The 22,024-nt window shown below is 52.1% G+C and carries 19 protein-coding genes; 7 read left to right on the plus strand and 12 right to left on the minus strand.

Annotated features, from left to right (window positions below; genetic code table 11):
* Positions 1-175: 175 nt before the first annotated feature.
* The 5 genes from JET16_RS21935 to JET16_RS21955 form a co-directional block, all read right to left on the minus strand.
* Positions 176-817 carry an isochorismatase family protein gene (locus JET16_RS21935; protein ID WP_199620439.1) on the minus strand — a complete coding sequence of 214 codons (642 nt, stop codon included), beginning with the start codon at positions 815-817 and terminating at the stop codon, positions 176-178.
* Between the two features lie 231 nt (positions 818-1,048).
* On the minus strand, positions 1,049-1,999 hold the full coding sequence (locus JET16_RS21940; RefSeq protein WP_199620441.1) for an AlbA family DNA-binding domain-containing protein: 951 nt from the start codon (positions 1,997-1,999) through the stop codon (positions 1,049-1,051).
* 297 nt (positions 2,000-2,296) lie between these two features.
* Entirely contained in the window at positions 2,297-3,217 is a 921-nt protein-coding gene (locus tag JET16_RS21945) for a S1C family serine protease (RefSeq protein WP_199620443.1), read from the minus strand.
* A 642-nt stretch (positions 3,218-3,859) separates the two neighbouring features.
* The gene (locus JET16_RS21950; protein WP_199620446.1) at positions 3,860-4,390 is read right to left on the minus strand and encodes a hypothetical protein; all 531 of its coding nucleotides are present in this window, start codon (positions 4,388-4,390) and stop codon (positions 3,860-3,862) included.
* Between the two features lie 40 nt (positions 4,391-4,430).
* A complete protein-coding gene (locus tag JET16_RS21955) occupies positions 4,431-5,789 on the minus strand; it encodes a DEAD/DEAH box helicase (protein WP_199620449.1) in 1,359 nt (452 codons plus the stop codon).
* 113 nt (positions 5,790-5,902) lie between these two features.
* Between JET16_RS21955 and JET16_RS21960 the strand changes: the two genes are divergently transcribed.
* Positions 5,903-6,196, plus strand: coding sequence for a DUF2573 family protein (locus tag JET16_RS21960; RefSeq protein WP_199620452.1), 294 nt, complete (start codon positions 5,903-5,905; stop codon positions 6,194-6,196).
* Here the strand turns inward: JET16_RS21960 and JET16_RS21965 are convergent.
* Both JET16_RS21965 and JET16_RS21970 read right to left on the minus strand, forming a co-directional pair.
* Positions 6,159-6,953: an SDR family NAD(P)-dependent oxidoreductase gene (locus JET16_RS21965; RefSeq protein ID WP_199620455.1), complete on the minus strand. Its 795-nt coding sequence runs from the start codon at positions 6,951-6,953 to the stop codon at positions 6,159-6,161. The genes JET16_RS21960 and JET16_RS21965 overlap by 38 nt on opposite strands.
* 109 nt (positions 6,954-7,062) lie before the next feature.
* Entirely contained in the window at positions 7,063-7,521 is a 459-nt protein-coding gene (locus tag JET16_RS21970; RefSeq protein WP_199620457.1) for a chemotaxis protein CheX, read from the minus strand.
* 104 nt (positions 7,522-7,625) lie between these two features.
* On the opposite strand from JET16_RS21970, the gene JET16_RS21975 reads away from it, so the two are divergent.
* Positions 7,626-8,543: a zinc dependent phospholipase C family protein gene (locus JET16_RS21975; protein ID WP_199620459.1), complete on the plus strand. Its 918-nt coding sequence runs from the start codon at positions 7,626-7,628 to the stop codon at positions 8,541-8,543.
* Here JET16_RS21975 and JET16_RS21980 read toward each other — a convergent pair.
* Positions 8,540-9,838, minus strand: a complete 1,299-nt coding sequence (locus JET16_RS21980; protein ID WP_199620462.1) for an MFS transporter — start codon at positions 9,836-9,838, stop codon at positions 8,540-8,542. The two genes, JET16_RS21975 and JET16_RS21980, sit on opposite strands and share 4 nt — an antisense overlap.
* A gap of 246 nt (positions 9,839-10,084) precedes the next feature.
* Between JET16_RS21980 and JET16_RS21985 the strand changes: the two genes are divergently transcribed.
* The 3 genes from JET16_RS21985 to JET16_RS21995 all read left to right on the plus strand — a co-directional run bounded on the left by JET16_RS21985 (position 10,085) and on the right by JET16_RS21995 (position 13,065).
* Positions 10,085-10,987, plus strand: a complete 903-nt coding sequence (locus JET16_RS21985) for a LysR family transcriptional regulator (RefSeq protein WP_199620464.1) — start codon at positions 10,085-10,087, stop codon at positions 10,985-10,987.
* 39 nt (positions 10,988-11,026) lie between these two features.
* The gene (locus JET16_RS21990; protein ID WP_199620466.1) at positions 11,027-11,833 is read left to right on the plus strand and encodes a histidinol-phosphatase; all 807 of its coding nucleotides are present in this window, start codon (positions 11,027-11,029) and stop codon (positions 11,831-11,833) included.
* A gap of 272 nt (positions 11,834-12,105) precedes the next feature.
* Positions 12,106-13,065 carry a cation diffusion facilitator family transporter gene (locus JET16_RS21995; RefSeq protein ID WP_199620468.1) on the plus strand — a complete coding sequence of 320 codons (960 nt, stop codon included), beginning with the start codon at positions 12,106-12,108 and terminating at the stop codon, positions 13,063-13,065.
* A gap of 501 nt (positions 13,066-13,566) precedes the next feature.
* Here JET16_RS21995 and sdhB read toward each other — a convergent pair.
* From sdhB to JET16_RS22010, 3 genes are all read right to left on the minus strand, one after another.
* Entirely contained in the window at positions 13,567-14,334 is a 768-nt protein-coding gene (gene sdhB, locus JET16_RS22000; RefSeq protein WP_199620471.1) for a succinate dehydrogenase iron-sulfur subunit, read from the minus strand.
* A gap of 66 nt (positions 14,335-14,400) precedes the next feature.
* Positions 14,401-16,152 carry a succinate dehydrogenase flavoprotein subunit gene (gene sdhA / locus JET16_RS22005; protein WP_199620474.1) on the minus strand — a complete coding sequence of 584 codons (1,752 nt, stop codon included), beginning with the start codon at positions 16,150-16,152 and terminating at the stop codon, positions 14,401-14,403.
* Positions 16,153-16,169: 17 nt separating this feature from the next.
* A complete protein-coding gene (locus tag JET16_RS22010) occupies positions 16,170-16,856 on the minus strand; it encodes a succinate dehydrogenase cytochrome b558 subunit (RefSeq protein WP_199620476.1) in 687 nt (228 codons plus the stop codon).
* A 290-nt stretch (positions 16,857-17,146) separates the two neighbouring features.
* Here JET16_RS22010 and JET16_RS22015 point away from each other — a divergent pair, with 290 nt between their 5' ends.
* Together JET16_RS22015 and JET16_RS22020 are read left to right on the plus strand one after the other, a co-directional pair.
* Positions 17,147-18,037: a LysR family transcriptional regulator gene (locus tag JET16_RS22015; RefSeq protein ID WP_199620478.1), complete on the plus strand. Its 891-nt coding sequence runs from the start codon at positions 17,147-17,149 to the stop codon at positions 18,035-18,037.
* Between the two features lie 37 nt (positions 18,038-18,074).
* Positions 18,075-19,718: a CPBP family intramembrane glutamic endopeptidase gene (locus JET16_RS22020; protein ID WP_199620480.1), complete on the plus strand. Its 1,644-nt coding sequence runs from the start codon at positions 18,075-18,077 to the stop codon at positions 19,716-19,718.
* A gap of 174 nt (positions 19,719-19,892) precedes the next feature.
* Here JET16_RS22020 and uvrC read toward each other — a convergent pair whose 3' ends face one another.
* Complete coding sequence (gene uvrC, locus JET16_RS22025; protein WP_199620661.1) at positions 19,893-21,833, minus strand: excinuclease ABC subunit UvrC; 1,941 nt, start codon at positions 21,831-21,833, stop codon at positions 19,893-19,895.
* Between the last annotated feature and the right edge of the window lie 191 nt (positions 21,834-22,024).

Consider the following 22,024-nt stretch of genomic DNA (forward strand, 5'->3'; position numbering starts at 1 on the left):
CCCCGTAGGGGCGGGCGCGATGCGCTTAGTCGGTGCAGGGTGTCCGCTGAATCCGCTTCCCTGAAATTCCCTCTTGCGGACCAAGGGCCGTAAGGCCCGATGCGTGAATGCGGTGTTTGGTGATGTCCCAGCCTTCTTCGAAATAACCACATTTATTAATTCTCGTACTTTGTTATTATAAATAGGCTTGCTTAAGTTCAGTCGAGGTTGAAGTGTAACCTACGTCAGTTTCATATATTCTTAAAAAAACAAACCTTAACCATCCACCTTCTGGATTACTGGAATCCACTGTATCGGGGAATTCCATTGAATTGGTACAATCTCTCAACATAATCACACGATAATTGTTATGTCTGGCACCTATGCAGGTATGAAATAAACATGATTTTATATGGAATCCTACAGCAATTATCGTATCTATGTTCCATGTTTTTAAATAATAATCAAGCACAGTACCATTGAACCCATCTTTATGAGATTTTGGTATAACAGCTTCACTTTCAAGCGGTTGTATTAACTTATTGAAAGTAGGGGTTAATGGTTTCCAACTATTCTCTAGGTAGTCTAAGCCGTGGATCCGTGTCGTGACATCATTAGGTCCACCAACGCCATAAATTGCATTATATAAATAAACTATTTTCATTCCCGAATACCTTGCGATCTCAAGAGATGAGTATATCTGATTTTCTACAACTTTATTGTCCGCACTCGATTCATCACAATCAACTAAAAGGAAAGCTGTCGTTTCAGGAACAATTTTAACCTTCAGTTCAGGGTCAGAATTATATTTTCTTACTGGCAATATTAATTCAGCCAATTCGTCACATCCTCCCTTTGGGGTTTCTGACCGAATATCGTCCTATGATTAATGGATTTTATGATTTTGCTGGGATTTCACCTAACGTTCTTGCATTCACGAACCCCACCGGCTTAGATAGCTCCTATCTTAGCCGGTGCGGGTTGTCCGCCGAATAAGCTTCCTCGAAAATGCTTCTTGCGGACCAAGGGGCGTTAGCCCCGATGCGTGAATGCGGTGTTATCAGAAGTTTCAGCCTTCATTGATTCTACTAAAAAGTGTTTGAATTCTTTCATTAACCATCTCTTCACATAATTCTTTTATTACTTGTAGTTTTAGTTCAGGGAATAAGCACTTGAGAATCCTTACCTGTCTATTAAATTGTATAGTATTTGTAGAGTATCTAGGTGTTTTGATTTTTATTACATATCTTGAGAAAATCTCTCTTACAAGGGTTAGACTATCTTTTGTCGGATCCCCGTTTATATATACTCTAGGCAAAAATTGTTGACTGAATGAGAGTAGAGACCATAAATCATCGAGAGTATCTTCCATCCCACTGATAGTTGATTCTATGCTATCCGAGTTAGATTCCGCTGATTCCGCACTAGAAGATATGTTCTCAAGACTCGTATTAATATCGTCTTCGAAATTCTTGAACTTATTCATAATCTTGTTAGTTTCGTTTTTAATTTGTTCTTCAGTTTCTAATAATTTTCGTTCAAGTGTCTGAGTTGCATCTCTAAAACTGGTAACAAATTTATCACGTTCGCTTTCCATAAATAAGGATAATAACTCGTTTGGATAAAGTGCTCGTTTCTGACCATCTCCTCTAATTCTATATGTTCCACTCTCTGTACAATAAGGCTTAAAGTCACCGGAAGGAATTGAGATAACATAAATTGAACCCTCTGGAAGATCGAACACAGAGATATCTAAATTAACTGCGGGACGGCAACTATTCGCTTTATTTAAGATACTTAACTTATCATTGTCACTAATGTTACAGCCAACTATTGTTCCAAGTTGCCTTCCATCCTCAGTCTTAGAATCTCTTACACCTACAAGGATTGTTCCACCATTTCTTGAGTTTGCAAACGCTACGATATCCTCCGATTTTAATCCAGCCACGGATTCTTTAAATTCAACATCAAATCCCTCTTCTTTGTTTATCATTTTATTGATATCATCATACAAAATCATCACTGCTTCTCCTCTTTGCTGAAATTTCTGATAACGTAATCTTTGCGAACTTCACAAATTCGCCTGTCCTGTTGGTGTTCACGAACTTCGTAAAAACACTTAATAATTGTGTATTCGCGAACATTTAATCGATTTCCTTTTTCTCTATAGCGACTCCAACTTAAGGTTACCTAACGTTCCTCGACAAAAAAGAAAAAGCCTGATTTCTCAAGCTTTTAACTAGCAAATGTATTGATATAGGACATCGGCGATGGAATCGCAGAGACATTTTCTTTTATGAAAGCTCACTCATTTATATCAGGCTGCCCGTTCGACAAAACCGAGGCGAAATGGTACGAGCTTACCGTCTCTCAATACGACGGCGTCCAGTCGTTCGCCGGGGCGGTGCGCGCTTAGGACGCGGCGGATCGCAGCCGGTGTCGGAATAGCCCGGCCATCGATCTCGACGAGCAGGTCGAACACTCGCAAGCCTGCCCGTTCCGCCGGTCCGCCAGACACTACTCCGGTAATGAGAACTCCGCGGTCAGCCGGCAAATCGAACAGTTTGGCAAAATGCGTCGGGATCCGCTCAGCCTGCCCTTCTATGCCAATATAAGGGTGACGCGCAGTTCCGCCTTCAATCAGTTGCTCGGCGACAGGAACCGCCAAGCTGGATGGAATGGCGAAGCCGAGCCCTTGCCCTCCCTGCAGCATTGCTGTCGTTATTCCGCGCACACGGCCGTCCAATGTGGCCAGCGGCCCGCCGCTGTTGCCGGGATTGATTGCGGCGTCGGTCTGAATCATGCCCTCCAGCGCTCCGCTGCGGCCGACCGGTACGGTCCGCTCCAAGGCGCTGACGACGCCAAAGCTCACGCTCCAAGACAATCCGTAAGGGTTGCCGAGTGCGATGACGGCTTGACCCGGCCGCAAACTATCCGATTCGGCGAAATTCGCGGGAATCGCCTCGCTCCCGTTCTCAACGCGGACGATCGCAAGGTCATAGCTTTCGTCGGCGCCGACAATAGCGCCGCGCAATTTTCTACCGTCAGCGAAGCTGGCCATAAGCGGACCGCTTCCGCGCAGCACATGAGCATTCGTGACGATATGTCCCGTTTTGTCATAAACGACGCCCGAACCGACACCATGCCCCCTTGAAAGGCGCACGACGCTTGGGCCGATCATTTCCGCAGCACCTGCGATAGCTTCCGATATGATATCGCGATCCGAAAGATTGGCCATAGAATACAACACCTCCGTTTTATTTTAACAAACTGCCTCATTAGTCAAAGATGGTCAATATCTGTTATTACAAATATTACAGTTTAATGACCAATTCGTCAAGGGATCGTTATCACAAGAAAGCTTCCATGGATGCAAAAAGTCAGTTATTGAGCTTATTCATAAGAATAGGGTCAACTTTTGACCTTATTCTACATGGGACCTGAGGTGTAGAACCCGAGAAATTGATCGCTGCGAGTCTATAAGGTGAATTTTTGAGCTTATTCATAAGAATAGGGTCAACTTTTGACCTTATTCTACATGGGACCTGAGGTGTAGAACCCGAGAAATTGATCGCTGCGAGTCTATAAGGTGAATTTTTGAGCTTATTCATAAGAATAGGGTCAACTTTTGACCTTATTCTACATGGGACCTGAGGTGTAGAACCCGAGAAATTGATCGCTGCGAGTCTATAAGGTGAATTTTTGAGCTTATTCATAAGTATAGGGTCAACTTTTGACCTTATTCTACGTGGGATCTGAGGTGTAAAATGCGATAAAGTCCTCGCTGCGAGTATATAGGGTGAATTATTGAGCTTATTCATAAGCATTGGGTCAACTTTTGACCCTATTCTACCCGGGATCAAGCTTCTCAGGTTCATAGTCAGTTGTTAAAAAGGCCGGGAGCGCGCAAATTCATTTGAATCTCGACGACATCGCCCATGAATTCGACCGACTTCACGGCGACGGGAAGACGGGGATCGAGTTCAAGCGGCAAGCGCGTTTGTTCGAACCGGATCCAGTCTTTAGGGAACTCAATATTTTTCATACGCGTCGATAGATGGGTAATGACGATGTCCGGCGCCTCCCAATCCAGGCGAAATTCATGGACAAGCGCGGCATCTGCCGTATCGGCGAGCCTTACTGTCGTATGTGCCAACAACACATTGTCCGTCAACTCGAACCGGGCGCCCGTCACCACGGCGTATTCGTTTATGACAGCCTGCCGCTTCCAGTACTGTTTCAATAGCGCATCGATTTCAGTCTCGGATAATTGAATGAACGCCCGGCGTTCGAGAATCATCTGTTCGACCTTATCCCGGATGGACGGCGGCGGGCCGGAAGTCCAGTCCAGCTGTTCCGATGGTGCCGCATACCATACCAACCCGGCCGCAGCCATAACCACAACTGTCAATACGCCGACAACTCCATAGAAAACTGACCGCAGCATCGGACTACGGCTTTTTCGGAGGATTTGCACGGCCCTGATCCCCTTGATTACCGCCGCCGGTCCCCAGCTCCCGCTTCTGCTTCAGCCAACGGGGCGCGCCTTTGTTTTTTCGATCGCGGTGGCGCTCGGACGTGCGATCAATGGAAGTTGCCTTGACCGCCGGAGTGCGTGCGGAAGCCTGCTTTTTGGCCGGCTTTGGATCCTGTGTGGAAGAGGAGGAAGCGAGCAATTGCCCCGCCTTCAGTGATTTCTCGGCAAACGAGATGCGCAGCTCCTTCGCCATCTTCGTTGCTATGAATCGCTGCTTCGGCGTAAGAATCATGATGGATACGCCTCTTTTGCCCATTCGGCCGGTTCTTCCCGCACGATGCAAGTAGGCCTTAGCATCGGTGGGCGGGTCGAAGTGAATGATGTGCGTAATGTTCGGAGCGTCCAACCCGCGGGCGGCCACATCGGTCGCGATAAGGAACGGCAGCTTCCCCTCCCGGAATCGCCGCATGGCGGACGCTCTCGCAAGCTTCGGCTGGTCTCCGTATATAGCGGCAATCGGCAATCCTTCAAATTGCAGCTTCGACTCGACTTCGCCGACCTTCTCCGTATCGTTCACGAACACAATCGCGGATTTCGGCGCCAATGTACGAATGAGACGGCGGACAGTATCGACCCTCTCTCTCTCATCCGATACAACGAGTACGTGCTCTACAGAAGAAGGGACGCGGGATTCGGCGGTAACGCCTTCCTCGTCCGCCTCGATCCATCGCGGCTCTTTCATCCAGCGCCCGGCAATCGACTTCGCTTCTTCCGGCATCGTAGCGGAACAGAACACGATTTGGCGGCCAGGCGGAAGCCCCTTCAAAATAAACTCCGCCTCCCCTCCCGCTCCAAGCGCGAAAGTCTGGTCCGCTTCGTCCACAACGATCACCCGGATACCGGATGTCTTCAATTTATTTACCCGCATCAATTCAACGAGACGGCCGGGAGTTCCCACCAGCAGCTGAGGGTGCGTCTTTAATTTCTCGATTTGCCGTTTGGCAGACGCGCCGCCGATCAGAGCTAATGCTCTTAAATTCGTGCCGGCGAACAGCTCGTTCGCTTCTTTCACGATTTGCATCGCCAGTTCGGCGGTGGGAGCAAGAATGAGCGCTTGTTCCCGGTCAACCGACGGATCAAGCCGTTCAACAAGCGGGAGCAGGTATGCAAGCGTCTTCCCGGTTCCTGTGCCCGAACGGATGACGGCATCCGCCCCGTCAAGCAGCACCGGAACCGCAAGCGATTGAATCAGGACCGGGGTTGTAATGCCCCGACTGCGAAGCGATTCGGACCAACGTTCGCTCAACCCGAGAGACACGAAAGGATCATTCATAACCGAGCACACTCCTTTATGGCACCGGCCGGCTAGGGAGCACTTTGACACCCTGAAGGACGGTGAGATAGACTGTAACGAGAAACCGTTGGAAAGGCAGGTAAGACTGTTCCATGAATATAAACGATAACTTTCGCCAGGCGTTCGACGCTTTGCTGGAGAAATACGCCGAACTGTTGATCGGCGACAACTCTCCCGAAGCGGCGGAGAAAGTGCGGTATTGGGCATTGTTCAACCATATTCATAAAACGATGCCCGCTCTAACCTCCCACTGGAACTCTGTCCATCCCGAGCAAAAGACGGCCGTACGAGAACTGTTCGAAGAAATTCGCGACAAAGGCCGGCTTCACAGGGAAGCGGGCGCACAACCTACTTCAAATTCAGAAAGCGGGAAGCAATCCGATTGAATAACGAAGGCGGGAGAAGCCGGATAAACGCTGCTCCCCAACCCATGTAAACAGGAACGAACGTCTGCGATCGCCGCCGGACAACCGCATTGACGATCGTTTCCGCGACCCGCTCCGGAGTGACCATGAACCGGCCGACATTGCGACGGTACGAGCCTTCCGGATCGGCCATATCGAAGAACGGCGTGTTCACCGGTCCCGGATTCACAGAGGCGACATGCACGCCAGTTCCATGCAGCTCTTGGCGCAGCGCGTCCGTGAAGCCGATGACGGCATGCTTCGTCGCCGAATACCCTGCGGATTTTGCCGTTCCGACAACGCCGGCTACGGATGCCACATTGACAATGTGGCCAGAACGCGCTGCGGTCATACGCGGCAAAACCGACTTAACGCATCGAACCGCACCGAAGTAATTGACGTTCATCATGTCGACGAACGAGTTCAAGGGCGCTTCGATTACAGGTTGAAACATACCGAATCCCGCGTTGTTCACGAGCACGTCCACCGTACCGTAGGCCGCGTAGATATGCTCGAACGTTTCGTTCACTTGCCGGTCGCTTGTAACATCCAGCGGGAGCGTAAACAACATGCCTCCCGCCGGAGCTTCCGCGCCGTCCGAAAGCCGTGCAAGCTTCTCCTTCGATCGTGCCGTTGCGATAACGACGGCGCCCAACGCGGCGAAACGTCGTGCCGCCGCGGCCCCGATCCCGCTGGAAGCGCCTGTAATGACGACGACTTTGCCCTGCAACGATAACATAATCGCGTACTCTCCTCAAGAACAAGAAAACCTCTATCGAGTCCGCCGGCGCAACTGAGCGCAACCGGACCGCATGTAGAGGCAACCATAAGATTTCATAATATGTATTTTACGCGATAAGCACTTGAATGTCTAAGTCTCCGATGCCGTCCATCTTGAGCGGGATCGACAGCGCCTGTTTCGCTTTCAGGTTAAAAGAATCCGATGCCTGAATAATCTTCGGCGGCGTAATGTCAACCCTTACGCCTCTGTCGTACAGCATCGTGCTCGCATTGCCGCTGATCATGTTTCCGAGTTCGGATATGGCGCTGTGGCCAATCTCTCCGAGTTCCGTTAAAGCGTAGCCGCCCATCATCGCCGATACCATCTTCAACGCCACGTCTTCGTGCAAACCGAACATGATGTCGCCGTCCATTTGACCCGTCATGCCGATATGTATCCAGAGATACCCGTCATGAGCAACGATATCTTTAATCCCTAATTGTCCGGCCGACGGCTTCACTCCTGCAACTTGTTCAATCACTATGCGGGCTGATTCGAGGAAAGGGTTAATATAATCCGAGTTCATTCATTCGACCTCCGAAAGTAGTAGGCACAAGGACTTATTTAATAGAGTGAACTTTAGGTACATTATAACCGAGTTTCCCCCACAAGTATAGGAGATGATTGACTTTGCCGAATGTTTGGACCCATTTTATTTGGGGCGAGGAAGTGTTCGAACGTCTTGGTATTACGAATAAAGTCCTAAAAAATCCCGCAGCCGCCAATCTGTTCCGGTTCGGCTGCCAGGGACCCGACTTGCTGTTCTATCATCGGTTTTATCCGTGGATGAAAGGGAAAGCGGCGGCCGCCAACCGGCTTGGATCGCTTCTGCACAAGAGCAGATGCGGCGCTTTCCTGCGATCTTTGCTTGGACAATGCGAGGGCTTGGAGCTGGACGATCCCAAGACCGTCTATGTGCTTGGGTTTATCGGGCATCATGTGCTCGACCGCAACGCCCACCCGTTCGTCTTTGCAAGGCAAGGGTCGCGCAGCCGCGATCATCAACGGCTTGAAGTCGCGCTCGACACATTGGTAACGGAACGGTATATGCGGCTGGACACTAGACGTACTCCGGTAGCCCCTTATCTCGACAGCGGACCGAATCTGCCGGCCGGCGTGAGCGAGGCGTTAACGGCCGCGGCGAAGGAAACTTACCCGGAATCGGCGGTGGATGTTCATCCCGGACTTTGGAACGAGAGCTACCGCGACATGCTCGCCGCCATGCGCTTGTTCCACGACCCGTTCGGCGTGAAACGCGCGCTCACAGGCGGCGCAATCGAGCCGTTCGTCCCAGGCCGGCGGAAGGATCCTGCCGACGCGGCGAACGAACGGCGTTCGGCGTGGGCGCATCCCTCCGACGGCAGCAACACGTCCCAGGATACGTTCTGGGACGTGTGGAACCGCTCCATTGCCGACGGAGAGCAGGTTATCGGCGCGGCGGCCGGCTGGGTGGAAGCGCCCGCAGCGAACAAACAGGAAGCTTGGCAGCAATTCACGGAGGCGTTGAGCGATCTGTCGTATGAGACAGGCCTCGCTTGCGAAGATTAACCCGTTACGCTTGGCGCCTGCGGGTCGGCGCGCACCGGCCCGCGGCCCGCTTCGCGTTCGCCTTTCGCAATATTTACCGTCGTCAACAGCCCGATGCCGATTATAAAGAACGCCACAACCGCCAAAATACCGAGCCGGCTGCTGCCCATTAACTGAGTGACGATGCCGAACACAAGAGGACCGACGATGCCCGCAAACTTGCTCCATATGCTCATAAAGCCGAAATATTCCGCGAAGCGTCCTTCAGGAATAAGCCGGATAAAGATTGAGCGGGCGAGCGCCTGGCTCCCGCCTTGAACGACGCCGACCAAGCCGGCCAACGCGTAAAAATGCCACGCCGACGTCATAAAGTAACCCAAAATCGTGATTCCGACATACACGCCGAGCGCGGCGTACAAAGAAGATTTCGCGCCGAAACGCTCCGCGAGCCTGCCGAACAATAACGAGAACGGCAAACCGACGAACTGCGTGATCAGAAGCGCCAAAATCAAGTGGAACGTCCCGATCCCGATCGTCTCGCCGTACACGGTTGCCATCTTAATAATCGTTCCGATGCCGTCGCTGAAAAACCAGAACGCCGCCAAATATTTAAGCAGCTCCGGATAATGCCGCAAATGGCGGAACGTGTTCCCCAACCGTTGAAACGCCAGCTTTACCGCAACGCCGGCTTTCATCGCCGTCTCCGGCGCGGTTTCCTTCACCCGCCGAAGCAGCGGCAAAGAGAACAGAAGCCACCAGACAGCTACGGATAAAAATGCGAGCCGAGTGCCGTCCGTCTTTGTTAAACCGAACCATTCATGCTGTTCAATCATTACAATATTGATGGCAAGGAGCAATCCTCCGCCCAAATAGCCGTATGCGTAGCCTTGAGCGGATACCCGGTCGCGCTTGTCTTTCGGTACGATATCCCCGAGCAGTGCGTCATAGAATGTAAGAGAACCGTTAAAACCGACGACGCCTAACAAAGTGAGCCATATCGCCAGCGTCATGTCTCCCTCGCCGACCAAGGTATACAGCGCGGTAGACAGCACGCCGATGCCCATAAAAACCGCAAGCAAACGGACCTTCGATCTCGATACGTCGGCGACGGCTCCGAGAATCGGCGATAAAACAACGAGAACAAGCATGGCCGCTGACTGCGTATACGCCCAATACGAGGCCGCCGCCGTATCTCCGACGAGCTTGCCGGGCACATTCACGAAAAATATCGGCAGCACCGCCGCCATCATGGTCGTTGCATAGGCGGAATTCGCCCAATCGTACAATATCCATGCTCGAACTTTCTTTCGGTCCATCGCTTCTCCTCCGGGGTTTTCGCACATTTTGGCATCAAATATATCCTTATTGTACATGAATGCGTTTCAATTGGCTCTCGCCATTTTTTAAACAATTTATTTTGTTAAGGAAACATCTTCGAAGTAAAATCACAGGAGCCAGATCGCGATTAGAGAAAGGTTTCCTTGAAACATTAGAAGGGAGTAATATGTTTAAATTTACTTTGGCTTCTGATGTTATAATGATCTAGACGGGAGGGGAAAGGCTTGAACTTAAACCAACTCGAAACATTGCTCACGATATCCAAGACGATGAGCTTTCGAAAAGCGGGCGAACTGCTCAATCTTACGCAGCCTGCTGTTTCAGCGCAAATTAAAAGCTTGGAAGACGAGTTCGGAACGCTCCTTGTAGACAGAAACCAACCGGTCACATTGACCGACGCGGGTGAACTGTTTCTGGAGCATGCGGAACGAATTCTTGCGATCGTGGGAGAGCTGAAGCTGAAGCTGGCCGACATGGACAACACCCCGCAAGGACTGATCCGCCTCGGCACAACGACATCCATCGCGATGCAGATTCTTCCGCGGGTGCTCTCTTACTTCAAAAACCAGTACCCGCAAATCAAAACGACGATCCACTCCATGACATCATCGCAAATTATGACCAGCGTCGAGAACGGAAGCGTCGATATCGGCATCGGTTATTTGTTTGAAAAGACGCCCAGCTTGGTCACATCCGTCCTGTATTACGACACCTTCGAACTAGTCGTATCCCCCGATCATCCGCTCGCCGACAATAAGCGGCTTCCGGTAAGCGCGCTTCAAGACGTGCCGCTTATCCTGCTTTCACCGGAGACGGCGGGAAGACGGTTTGTCGATTCCGTATTCGATAAGCACAAGCTCGTGCCGCAAATCGTGATGGAGCTGTCCAGCAGCGAGGAAGTGAAGCGGATGGCGGAACTCAATATGGGCGCGGCGATCGTGTCGAAGCTGTCCATTGCGAACGAACTGCGCATGGGGACGCTCAGGATGATTCAAATCGCGGAACTGGAGAGCAGCCATCCGGTCGGCGTGATTGTGAAATCCGGAAGATACCTCAATTCCGCCATGAAGCAATTTTTAAGCGATTTGAAAGGGATGCCTGAAACGCAATTTCTGGGGACAGAATAACGTTAATCAATAGACCGTGTTTAGAGGTGATGTTTCACGATGAAATTCGATTTGCACACGCATCACAACCGGTGCGGTCATGCCAAAGGCACGATCGAGGACTACATCGAGTCCGCGATCGCCCGCGGTCTTTCGGTTATCGGAATATCCGATCATTCGCCGTACTTCGGCCATCCGGACGATCAACCGTTTCCGAACATCGCAATGGCTGCGAGCGAATTTCCGTTTTATATCGAAGAGGTGCTTCGGTTAAAAGAGAAATACCGCGAGCGGATCGAAGTGCTGCTCGGCGTCGAGTCCGACTTCTTCCCCGAGCATCTCGACAAATACAAAAGAATTTACGCCAAATACCCCTTCGACTATATCATCGGTTCCGTTCACCAGAGCGACGGCGTATCGATATTTAATAAGCGGCGTTGGAACAACTTGACCGGCAAACAGCAAATCGCGGCGAAAGACAGCTACTACAGGCAGATTGCGGAATCCGCGAAAAGCGGCATGTTCGACATTCTCGGCCATATCGACGCAATGAAAGCGAATTATCCGTCTTTCTCGGACATTCAATGCGAAGCGGTGGAGGATACGATTCGAATCATCGGCGATTGCGACATCGCGATCGAAATCAACACGTCGGGAAAAACCAAAGAAGTCGGAGGATGGTATCCGTCCGATTCGATTCTGGAGCTGGCGCTTCACTACAACGTTGCTGTCACGTTCGGCTCGGACGCGCATGTCGTCGACCGAGTGGGCGACGAGTGGGAATTGGTGAGAGCCCGCCTGAAAGAACTCGGATTTAAACAATGGTGTTATTTTCGCCGGCGGGACCGCGTCCTCGTGGATTTATGACATATGCTGCGTAAAAAAAAGGCGGACCTGAAGCTTCCCGGCTGTCAGGTCCCAATCATATATATATCAAAAAGGGGGTCTTGGCAATTACTATACCTTGCGTATATTAGAGCCGCATAACACGGACATTTCATTTTGATGACAAAGTATGACGGAGCCGGTTTGCCTTATTGTAGAAAAACATTACATACTATATAATCTATAAAATAATTATTATAAAATAGTTATTATAATCGAACTCGTAAAACATGATTGCGAAGAAGGTGCCGGCTATGTATGATTTTCACCATTTGCGCCACGTCAAAGAACAATCCGCGTCTAAGAAATCCCTTTGGATCACTCTGATCATTACCGCTTGTTTTACCGTTGTTGAAGTGATCGGCGGCATCGTCTCGGGCTCATTGGCGTTATTGTCGGATTCGGCTCACATGATTTCCGACGTGCTGGCGCTGTCGCTTAGCATGACGGCCATCTACTTGGCTACCCGCCCGCCGAACGCCCGGTTTACGTTTGGATTTTTGCGTTTCGAAATTATCGCTTCCTTCTTGAACGGTCTTGCGCTTTGCGTCATATCGCTAGGTATTTTTTGGGAAGGGGTCCGGCGCTTGTTGAATCCCGAGGCCGTCAATTTGCCCATCATGCTTACGATTGCCGTCATCGGTTTCATCGTAAACTTGGTGCTGACGTTCGTGCTGTCCCGCAGCATGGAGGAAGAGGAAAATTTGAACGTGCAGAGCGCGCTGTGGCACTTTATCGGCGATTTGCTCAGTTCGGCCGGCGTTATCGTGTCATCTCTGTTGATTTGGTGGACGGGACTAATGTGGTTCGACCCCCTCATTTCGCTTGTGATCGGCGGCATTATCTTCACAGGAGGCGCGAAAATTATCCGGGAATCGTTCTATATTCTGATGGAATCCGTCCCTGAGAAATTCGACCTCGACCAAATCCGCAGCGACATCGCGAACGTGGAAGGCGTCGAGGACGTGCATGAGATGCATCTTTGGGCGGTGTCGACGGATCACTATTCCTTGACGGCGCATGTGTTCGTTAACGATTCGATCCAACCGCATTGCATCATCTTGGCCATCAACGAGACGCTGGAGAAAAAGTACGGCATCACCCACTCCACCATCCAAATGGAAAATGCGATCGTTCATCCCCATGGCGAGTACGGACGGGAGTTTTTGCGCCAGCAAAACAAAGCCGGCGGCTCGGCGAGCGTCAGCGGGTGACCACTGCAGTATGCGGCACATGAACGAGTCCGACCCGGACAGAGGCAAAGCAAAATTTCAATATTTCTACGATGATGCCGACAATAAAAGGTCGATATATCATCTGGGGGAACCCGATTTTCGTCGGCAAGGTACTTTCTGCGGTGGGAGAAAGCGCCACAAGGTAAACGAAACCGAAAAATGACTGCGAATCCCCACATGAAATGGCTGAATAATTAGAAATAAGCTCAAATTCTGACCCTATTTCTGTGAGTAAGGTCAATTTTAGACCCTATTACAACGTAACGCATCCCTTGTGGTGGCGGATAAGGTCAAAAATTGCGCCTATTCCGCTGTCCAACCATCAAAAAACTCCTCCCCGAATCCGTATAAGGTCGAAAACTGACCCTATTCCTTCGAATAAGGTCAATTATTGACCCTATAGCCGATTCCTGAGGATGCGTCGTATGCGTCGAGCACAAAAACAGGGCTGTCCCGTAAAAAAGAGGACAGCCCTTCTTATTATTGACCGAGCCATTTCTTGAACAACAGCTTCGTGGTGTCTCTATTGAGAGCCGCAATGGACGTTGTGAGCGGAATGCCCTTCGGGCAAGACTGCACACAGTTTTGCGAATTTCCGCAACCTTCGATGCCGCCTTCGCGCATGAGCGTTTCGAGACGCTCTTCCTTGTTCATCTCGCCCGTAGGATGCGCGTTGAACAAGCGCACTTGCGAAAGCGGCGCGGGACCGATAAAGTCGGAACGGTCGTTCACGTTCGGGCACGCTTCCAAGCATACGCCGCACGTCATGCATTTGGACAACTCGTACGCCCATTGACGTTTCGTCTCCGCCATGCGGGGACCCGGTCCGAGATCGTACGTGCCGTCGATCGGGATCCACGCTTTCACGCGCTTGAGCGCGTTAAACATACGGTTGCGGTCGATGACGAGGTCGCGCATGACCGGGAACGTCTTCATCGGGGCTAGCCGAATCGGCTGCTCGAGCTTGTCGACGAGCGCCGTACATGCTTGCCGCGGCTTGCCGTTAATCACCATCGAGCAGGCGCCGCACACTTCCTCCAAGCAATTCGACTCCCAGCATACCGGGGCCGTCTTGCTGCCTTCCGCGTTCACCGGATTACGCTGAAGTTCCATCAGTGCGCTGATGACGTTCATGTTCGGGCGGTACGGAATTTCAAACTCCTCCGTATACGGCGCGGTGTCCGGCTTATCTTGCCGTGTAACTACAAACTTCACGGTTTTTTTATCGTTTGCAACAGTTGTTGTCATCTGCTTCTCACCCTCCTATGTTTCAGGTATAGTCCCCCTGCACGGACGTTTCTCCGAAACGCCTCGTTACTTCTTCTTATCCGACGTATAGTCGCGCTTACGAGGCGGAATGAGCGAAACGTCGATGTCTTCGTAAGATATTTCCGGCCCGTCGGGCGTGTACTTCGCAATTGTCGTCTTCATGAATTTCTCGTCGTCGCGTTCCGGGAATTCCGGCTTGTAGTGAGCGCCGCGGCTTTCGTTGCGCAGGAGCGCTCCGATCGTCATGACGCGGGCAAGCTCCAGCATGTTCCACAATTGGCGCGTAAAGGCGACGCCTTGGTTGCTCCACTTCGCCGTGTCGTTGACGTTGATATTTTTGTAACGCTGCATGAGCTCTTGAATTTTGTTGTCGGTTTCTTGAAGCTTCTTGTTGTAACGAACGACCGTCATGTTGTCGATCATCCATTCGCCGAGCTCTTTATGAATGACATATGCGTTTTCCGTGCCGTCCATCTTCAAGATCGACTCGTATTTCTCCGTGTGCCGCTTCTTCTCGGACTCGAAAAACTTCTCGTCCACATCGTTCGCCGATTTCTTCAAACCGCGGATATATTCGACCGCCTTCGGACCGGCCACCATGCCGCCGAAGATCGAGGATACGAGCGAGTTCGCGCCCAGACGATTCGCGCCGTGATACTGATAATCGCATTCGCCGGCCGCGAACAGGCCCGGAATGTTCGTCATTTGGTTGTAATCGCACCACATGCCGCCCATCGAGTAGTGAACCGCCGGGAAGATTTTCATCGGAATTTTCCGCGGGTCGTCGCCCATGAACTTCTCGTAAATTTCGATGATCCCGCCGAGCTTTACGTCCAGCTCTTTCGGGTCTTTATGCGACAGATCGAGATAAACCATGTTTTCGCCGTTAATGCCGAGCTTCAAATCGACGCACACGTGGAAAATTTCTCTTGTCGCGATGTCGCGCGGCACCAAGTTGCCGTATGCCGGATACTTCTCTTCGAGGAAGTACCACGGCTTGCCGTCTTTGTATGTCCATACGCGTCCGCCTTCGCCGCGGGCCGATTCGGACATCAAGCGCAGCTTGTCATCCCCTGGAATGGCCGTAGGGTGAATTTGGATAAACTCGCCGTTCGCGTAATGAACTCCTTGTTGATAAACCGCACTGGCGGCCGTTCCGGTGTTAATGACGGAGTTCGTCGACTTGCCGAATATGATGCCGGGGCCGCCCGTCGCCAAAATAACCGCGTCCGCCTTAAACGTATGGACTTCCATAGAACGCAAGTCCTGTGCGGAAATACCGCGGCAAACACCCTCGTCGTCAAGCACCGCGCCGAGGAATTCCCAATGCTCGTACTTGTGGACGAGACCCGCCACTTCCCAACGGCGCACCTGCTCATCCAGAGCGTAAAGCAGCTGCTGCCCCGTCGTGGCGCCCGCGAACGCGGTGCGGTGATGCTTCGTCCCGCCGAAACGGCGGAAATCGAGCAAGCCTTCCGGCGTACGGTTGAACATAACGCCCATCCGGTCCATCAGGTGAATGATGCCGGGAGCCGCTTCACACATCGCTTTAACGGGCGGTTGGTTTGCCAAGAAGTCGCCGCCGTAAATCGTATCGTCAAAATGCTCCCACGGCGAATCGCCCTCGCCCTTCGTGTTCACCGCACCGTTGATGCCGCCTTGCGCGCATACGGAGTGGGAACGCTTAACGGGCACAAGCGAGAACAGGTCGACGTGGACGCCGGCCTCCGCCCCTTTGATCGTCGCCATGAGGCCTGCCAAGCCGCCGCCGACAACGATGATTTTCTGGTTTGCCATTACCGTTCACTCCTAACCTATATATTAACCGTTAATACACGTACGACAGCGGAAGCCGTTTCCGCGGCCGCAGTTGCGAAGGATTCGTCCAAGAAAGCGTTCAACGACATGAGGAACATGATCGTCATTACAACGAAGATGCCCATCGTCACGTAGCTGGTGACGCGCTGCGCGCGCGGTCCGACGGCAATGCCCCAAGACACGGCGAACGACCAAAGCCCGTTGGAGAAATGGAACACCGCCGCAACGATACTAATCACGTAAATCCAGTAAAACAGCGGATTCGTGAGAATCTGATGCATTTGCGTGCCGACCTCGAACTGATCCACCGTGCCCAACGCAATTTGCACCCGGGTGCTCCAAATGTGCCATACAACGAAAATAAACGTGATTACGCCCGTTATGCGCTGCAGGGCAAACATCCAGTTGCGCACATAACCGTAGTTGTTCACGTTATTCCGAGATTGATAAGCGACGTATAGTCCATACACGCCGTGATAAAGCAGCGGAAGCCAAATCAGGAATATTTCCAAAAATAAGACGAGCGGCAAGCCATGGATCCATTCCACGTGTTCGTAAAAGCCTTCCTCGCCGCCCTGGTAAGCGGCGTAGTTTGTGAGCAAGTGCTCGACAAAAAATCCGCCAAGCGGAAGCACACCCAGCAGCGAGTGAATCTTCCGGTACAAGTACGAATTTCCTTTCATTTTTTCGGTTCCTCCCTAATCATAATAACCTTTACCCCGTTAACCTTTTTGCAGACGAACTACATTCTACTCCCGCACGGCATGTCCGTCAATATATTGCGGAAACAAAATCGCCTAGAATTGTTCAATAAACGTTCACACGAACCATCATACTCCCATTCTTCTTATAATGGAAGTGCCGATTTATTATAATTTGTAATACAATATAGTTATAAGAAGACCGCAGCATAAAGGTAATTTTTGTTTCCGGATCGGGAACTATTCCAAGGGACGTGTCGGGGGGAGTCAAAATGTTCGATTTAATGGGCGTATTTGCGGCGGTGGTGGAGCATGAAAGCTTGAATAAAGCTTCACAAACGCTGAACATCAGCCAACCCGCTTTATCGCGGAAAATCGCTCTGTTGGAAGAGCAGCTGGGAGTTCGCCTCTTCCACAGGCGCGGGAAGCGGCTCGAATTGACGCGCAACGGTCAAATCAGCTATGAGTACGCCGTTCAGATGCGGCAGCTGCAGGGACGGTTTTTGCAGACGCTTTCCGATTACAATTCCGCCAACCGCGGCAGGTTGACCATAGGTGCTTCGTTAACGACTCTTCAATCGACGCTGCCGGATTTGATTTCCGCTTTCACCCGCCATGCGCCGGATGTCGACATTCAGGCTGTGACGGGTAAGACGCACGAGATCGTGTCGCTTGTCAAAGAGAAACGATGCGACATCGGGTTGGTCGCCTCTGCCGTCGATCATCCGGATACGGTGTGCGTTCCGTTGTTTGACGACCATTTGGCGCTCGTGCTGCCCGAATATCATCCGCTGGGCGGAAAGAAGGAAATCGGAATCGGCGATCTGGACGGTTTGCCGATGATATTATTTTCGCAAGGAACGTGGTATCGGGTATTAACGGATGAACTTTTTCAGCATTATAATATTGTGCCCGACGTGAAGATGGAAATCGATTCGTTCGAAGTGATCGTGAGGCTTGTGGCTACCTGCAACCTGGCATCGCTCCTGCCGCAATCGTATTTGCGCAATCTATTGCAACAGCATAACGCCGTGCGCACGGCCGACGTGCCGGAGCTGACTAACACGACCCGCAAGACGTCTCTGATTTACTCCAAGCACGGCGCACTGACGCCGGCTGCGATGCAATTAATATCGCTCGCCCAATCGACAAAAATATGGTAAGTTATAGGCGTTTACCTGACGCTTAAGGAGAGAAATCATGCGAACTTCAATACGCAATTGGGCACTAGCGGTGTCCGCGGTTGCCGGACTTATTTTGTTCTGGATGTTTTATTACGCTCCCTTGCTCCAAGGACAAGATCCCGAAGCGTCGACACACAAAATCGACCGCGCCGCGGCGGAGGAGGCAGCCGTCCGTTTCGTCGCGGCCCGTCTTGGGCATGACACGGCATTGCAATCTTTCGGAATGTACTCCGCGGAACGCGTAACTTTCGGTTACTTGTATAAGGAGGAAGCTATCCAACAATTCACCGAGCTGTTCCGGGACCGGCTGCCGCTCGAGCTGTACAGGGTGGAAGTCGTCGAACAGAGGTCGGGAGCCCGCCATACGGTGGACATTAACCCGTATACGGGCGAGCCGGCGGAATGGAATTTACAGCTGCAAGGCGGTCCCTTGACGGAGGACGAACTGATCAGGCAAGCCGATAAATGGGTGGAAGCTCAAGGATGGAAAGAGGAAGCGTCTTTCGTGCTGTCGGACGCGGAGACGGGGCAGGTGCTTTACGATCTTACAATTCCGGAAATAAAGGGCGCGTCGGTGCAAGCCGATTTGCACATCGATTCCGACGGAATCCGCTCATCGCAAATCCGGTGGTACGCTCCGGAGGATTACACCGAAGAAGCCGGGCGGCAGGATACGGTCGCTTCCGTTCTAGGCGTGGGCGGGCTCGCACTTAGCTCCGCTTTGCAATTGGCCGCGTTTATTTATGCCGTACGGTTCAACCGAAACGTCTCATGGCGCAGAGGGATTGCGCTGTCCGTTATTTTCGCGGTGCTGTACTGCGCGTTCAACATCAACATGTACCCCGGCATTAAAGCGATGGTTCTGACGATCGCCGAAGGCGGGGATTTCGCAGCCGCCGGAAATGCGGAAGTGCAAACGATTACCGCAGCAGGTTTGATTTCCGCTTTAGTGATGGCGAATATGCTTACCATGGTTCTTGCGATCGGGCTTTATTTCAGCATCGTTGCCGGGAATGAAATGTGCCGCCGCCGGGGCTGGAACTTGTGGCCGCCGGGTTCGGACTCCGATTACGGAAACCGTGCCGTCAGCTCGATGTGGAAGGGGTATGCGTTCGCATTCGTTATGCTGGGCCTGCAATCCGTTATTTTTCTCGGAGCAGAGCAAACGTTCGGCACTTGGTACACGATCGACGCTTCCACCTCATCGCACAACCTGCTGTTTCCCGTGCTGATGCCTGTGCTTGCATGGTGCGCGGCCATTTCGGAAGAGGGAGTGTACAGATTGTTCGGCATTCCCGCGCTGAAAGCGATCTTCCGTTTTACAACGCCGGCGGTTATCGTCACCAGCATGATCTGGGCGCTCGGACATGTGCAGTATCCGATTTACCCTTATTACACGAGATTCGTAGAAGTGACGATCCTCGGCCTGTTGTTCAGCTACGTGTTTTTGAAGCATGGCTTTATGACCGCCGTCTTTGCGCACGCGGTGGCCGACACGATCTGGATGGGAATTTCGATCACCGCGAACCATCCTTCCGCCATGAATTGGACGTTTGCAGCGGTCTACTTCGTGCTCCCGATCGTCATTGCATATGCAATGGCCGCGTTCGGCCGCAGACGAAGACCGACGGAGCCGATCGATGGAGCAGCGGCGCCGTGATGCAGGGTAGCGGCATCAATTCAGCGGCTGCGGCATGACGGAACTGCGGTATTGATGAAGGTACGGCGTCATCCAGCGTTCATAATTCAGCTGCTGTTCGTCATAAGGGACTTTCAGGTGCTTACGTAGATTGATGCAATTAACTGTACAGATATTTAAGGGATACCCGGGATGTCACGGCTGCACCGGTTGCCCGGACCGCTCCGGCTCTCCTGGCTGCTCCGGTTGTCCCGCGGATCCTTCCGCCTCCGGACCGCGCAGCGCTTCAAGCAGCTGCTTGGCAAGCTTCTCGCCGAAGCCGAGCGGCCGGAAGTCTTCCACATCCGCTTCCCTCATCTTCTTTACACTGCCGAAATGTTTCAACAATGCTTTCTTCCGCTTCTCCCCGATGCCCGGAACGTTATCCAGCACCGAAGCAAGCGACGTCTTCGACCGCGTCTCCCGATGGAACGTGACCGCAAACCGGTGAACCTCCTCTTGAATGCGCTGCAGCAAATAAAACTCCTGGCTGTCGCGCCGAATCGGCACAACTTCCGGCGGATCGCCGACCATGAGCTGCGCCGTCTTGTGCTTGGCGTCCTTCACCAGTCCGCACACCGGAATAAACAGGCCCAACTCGTTTTCCAATACGTCGACCGCGGCGGAAATTTGGCCTTTGCCCCCGTCGACGACGATCAGATCGGGCAGCGGCAGCGCCTCCCGAAGAACGCGCTCGTAGCGCCGGCGAATAACCTCCCGCATCGTCGCGTAATCGTCCGGCCCTTGCACCGTCTTAATCTTGTACTTCCTATATTCTTTGCGCTCCGGCTTCCCGTCGATAAATACGACCATGGCGGATACGGGATCGGTGCCTTGAATGTTGGAGTTGTCGAACGCTTCGATCCGGTGAACCGCATCGGCTCCAAGCCAGTGCGCAAGCCCCTCCACCGCTTTCACGGTACGCTCTTGATCGCGCTCGATCAACCGGAACTTCTCCTCAAGCGTCACACGCGCGTTGTCGCTCGCCATCGTCACCATCTTCTTCTTATCGCCGCGCTGAGGGATGTGGACCTTGACCTTCAACCACGATTCAAGCATCGTCTTCACGCCGTTCGCCTCATGCTCCGCTTGGGCCGCCTGGCTGACGTTATCATCGGCATTCGCTCCGCCGGCCTCGCCCGCTGCGGCATCGGCTTCATCCGCGGCGCCGCCCGGAAGCAAAATCTCCTTCGGCAGAACAGGATTATCGCTGTAATACTGAGTGACATACGATAAGAAATCTTCATACTCGTCGCCGTAATACGGGAACGCGGACGCCCTTCGTTCAATCAGCTTTCCTTGGCGAACGTACATAATTTGCACGCACATCCACCCTTTGTCGACCGCGTATCCGAATACGTCGCGATTTACCGCACCGGCCGTGGACACGGTTTGCTTAAACATCATCTCGTCGATCGCCGCAATCATATCCCGGTATTCTTTGGCACGCTCAAAGTTGAGCTCTTCCGCCGCCGCGGTCATTTTTTGCTGCAGCTCCGCTTTTATTTCTTCATGTCCCCCGTTCAAAAACCGGGAAATCTCACCGACCATCCGCTCGTACTCCGATTTAGGCACCGTAAATTCGCACGGCGCGACGCATTGGCCGATATGGTAGTACAAGCATACCTTGTCGGGGAGCGTGCGGCACTTGCGAAGAGGGTAGAGCCTGTCGAGCAGCTTCTTGGTCTGCTGAGCGGCAAAAGCGTTCGGATACGGCCCGAAATATTTCGCCTTATCGCGGCGCTCGACTCGCCGGGTCACCTCCAGCCGGGGATGCTCCTCGTTCGTAATTTTGATATAAGGGAATGACTTATCGTCCTTCAGCAATACGTTATATTTCGGACTATGCTGTTTGATCAAGTTGCACTCGAGCAGCAGCGCCTCCATGTTGCTGGTTGTGACGATATATTCGAAATCGTAAATATCCATCACAAGCCGCTGCGTCTTGGCCGTATGGCTGCCCGTAAAGTAGGAACGGACCCGGTTTTTCAGCACTTTCGCTTTACCTACGTAAATGATCGCGCCATCTTTGTTTTTCATCAAATAACAACCCGGCTTATCCGGAAGAAGCGCCAGCTTGCGCCGAATCGCTTCCATCGCTTTTTCGCGCTCTTCGTTATTAGTCACGGCCGGTTCGCCCCCTCTCAAGCAAACATTGCTATAAAGGATTGTACACGAAAAATGTTCCCGCTAAAACGGGGCCGAGCAGCAAAGCATACAATTTTCCGTTAACGCCTGCATGCCCTCAAAAAAATACGGGCCGCCCCATAGTTGGGACAGCCCGAAAT

Source organism: Paenibacillus alkalitolerans, assembly GCF_016482785.1.
Taxonomy (GTDB): Bacteria; Bacillota; Bacilli; order Paenibacillales; family YIM-B00363; genus Paenibacillus_AE; species Paenibacillus_AE alkalitolerans.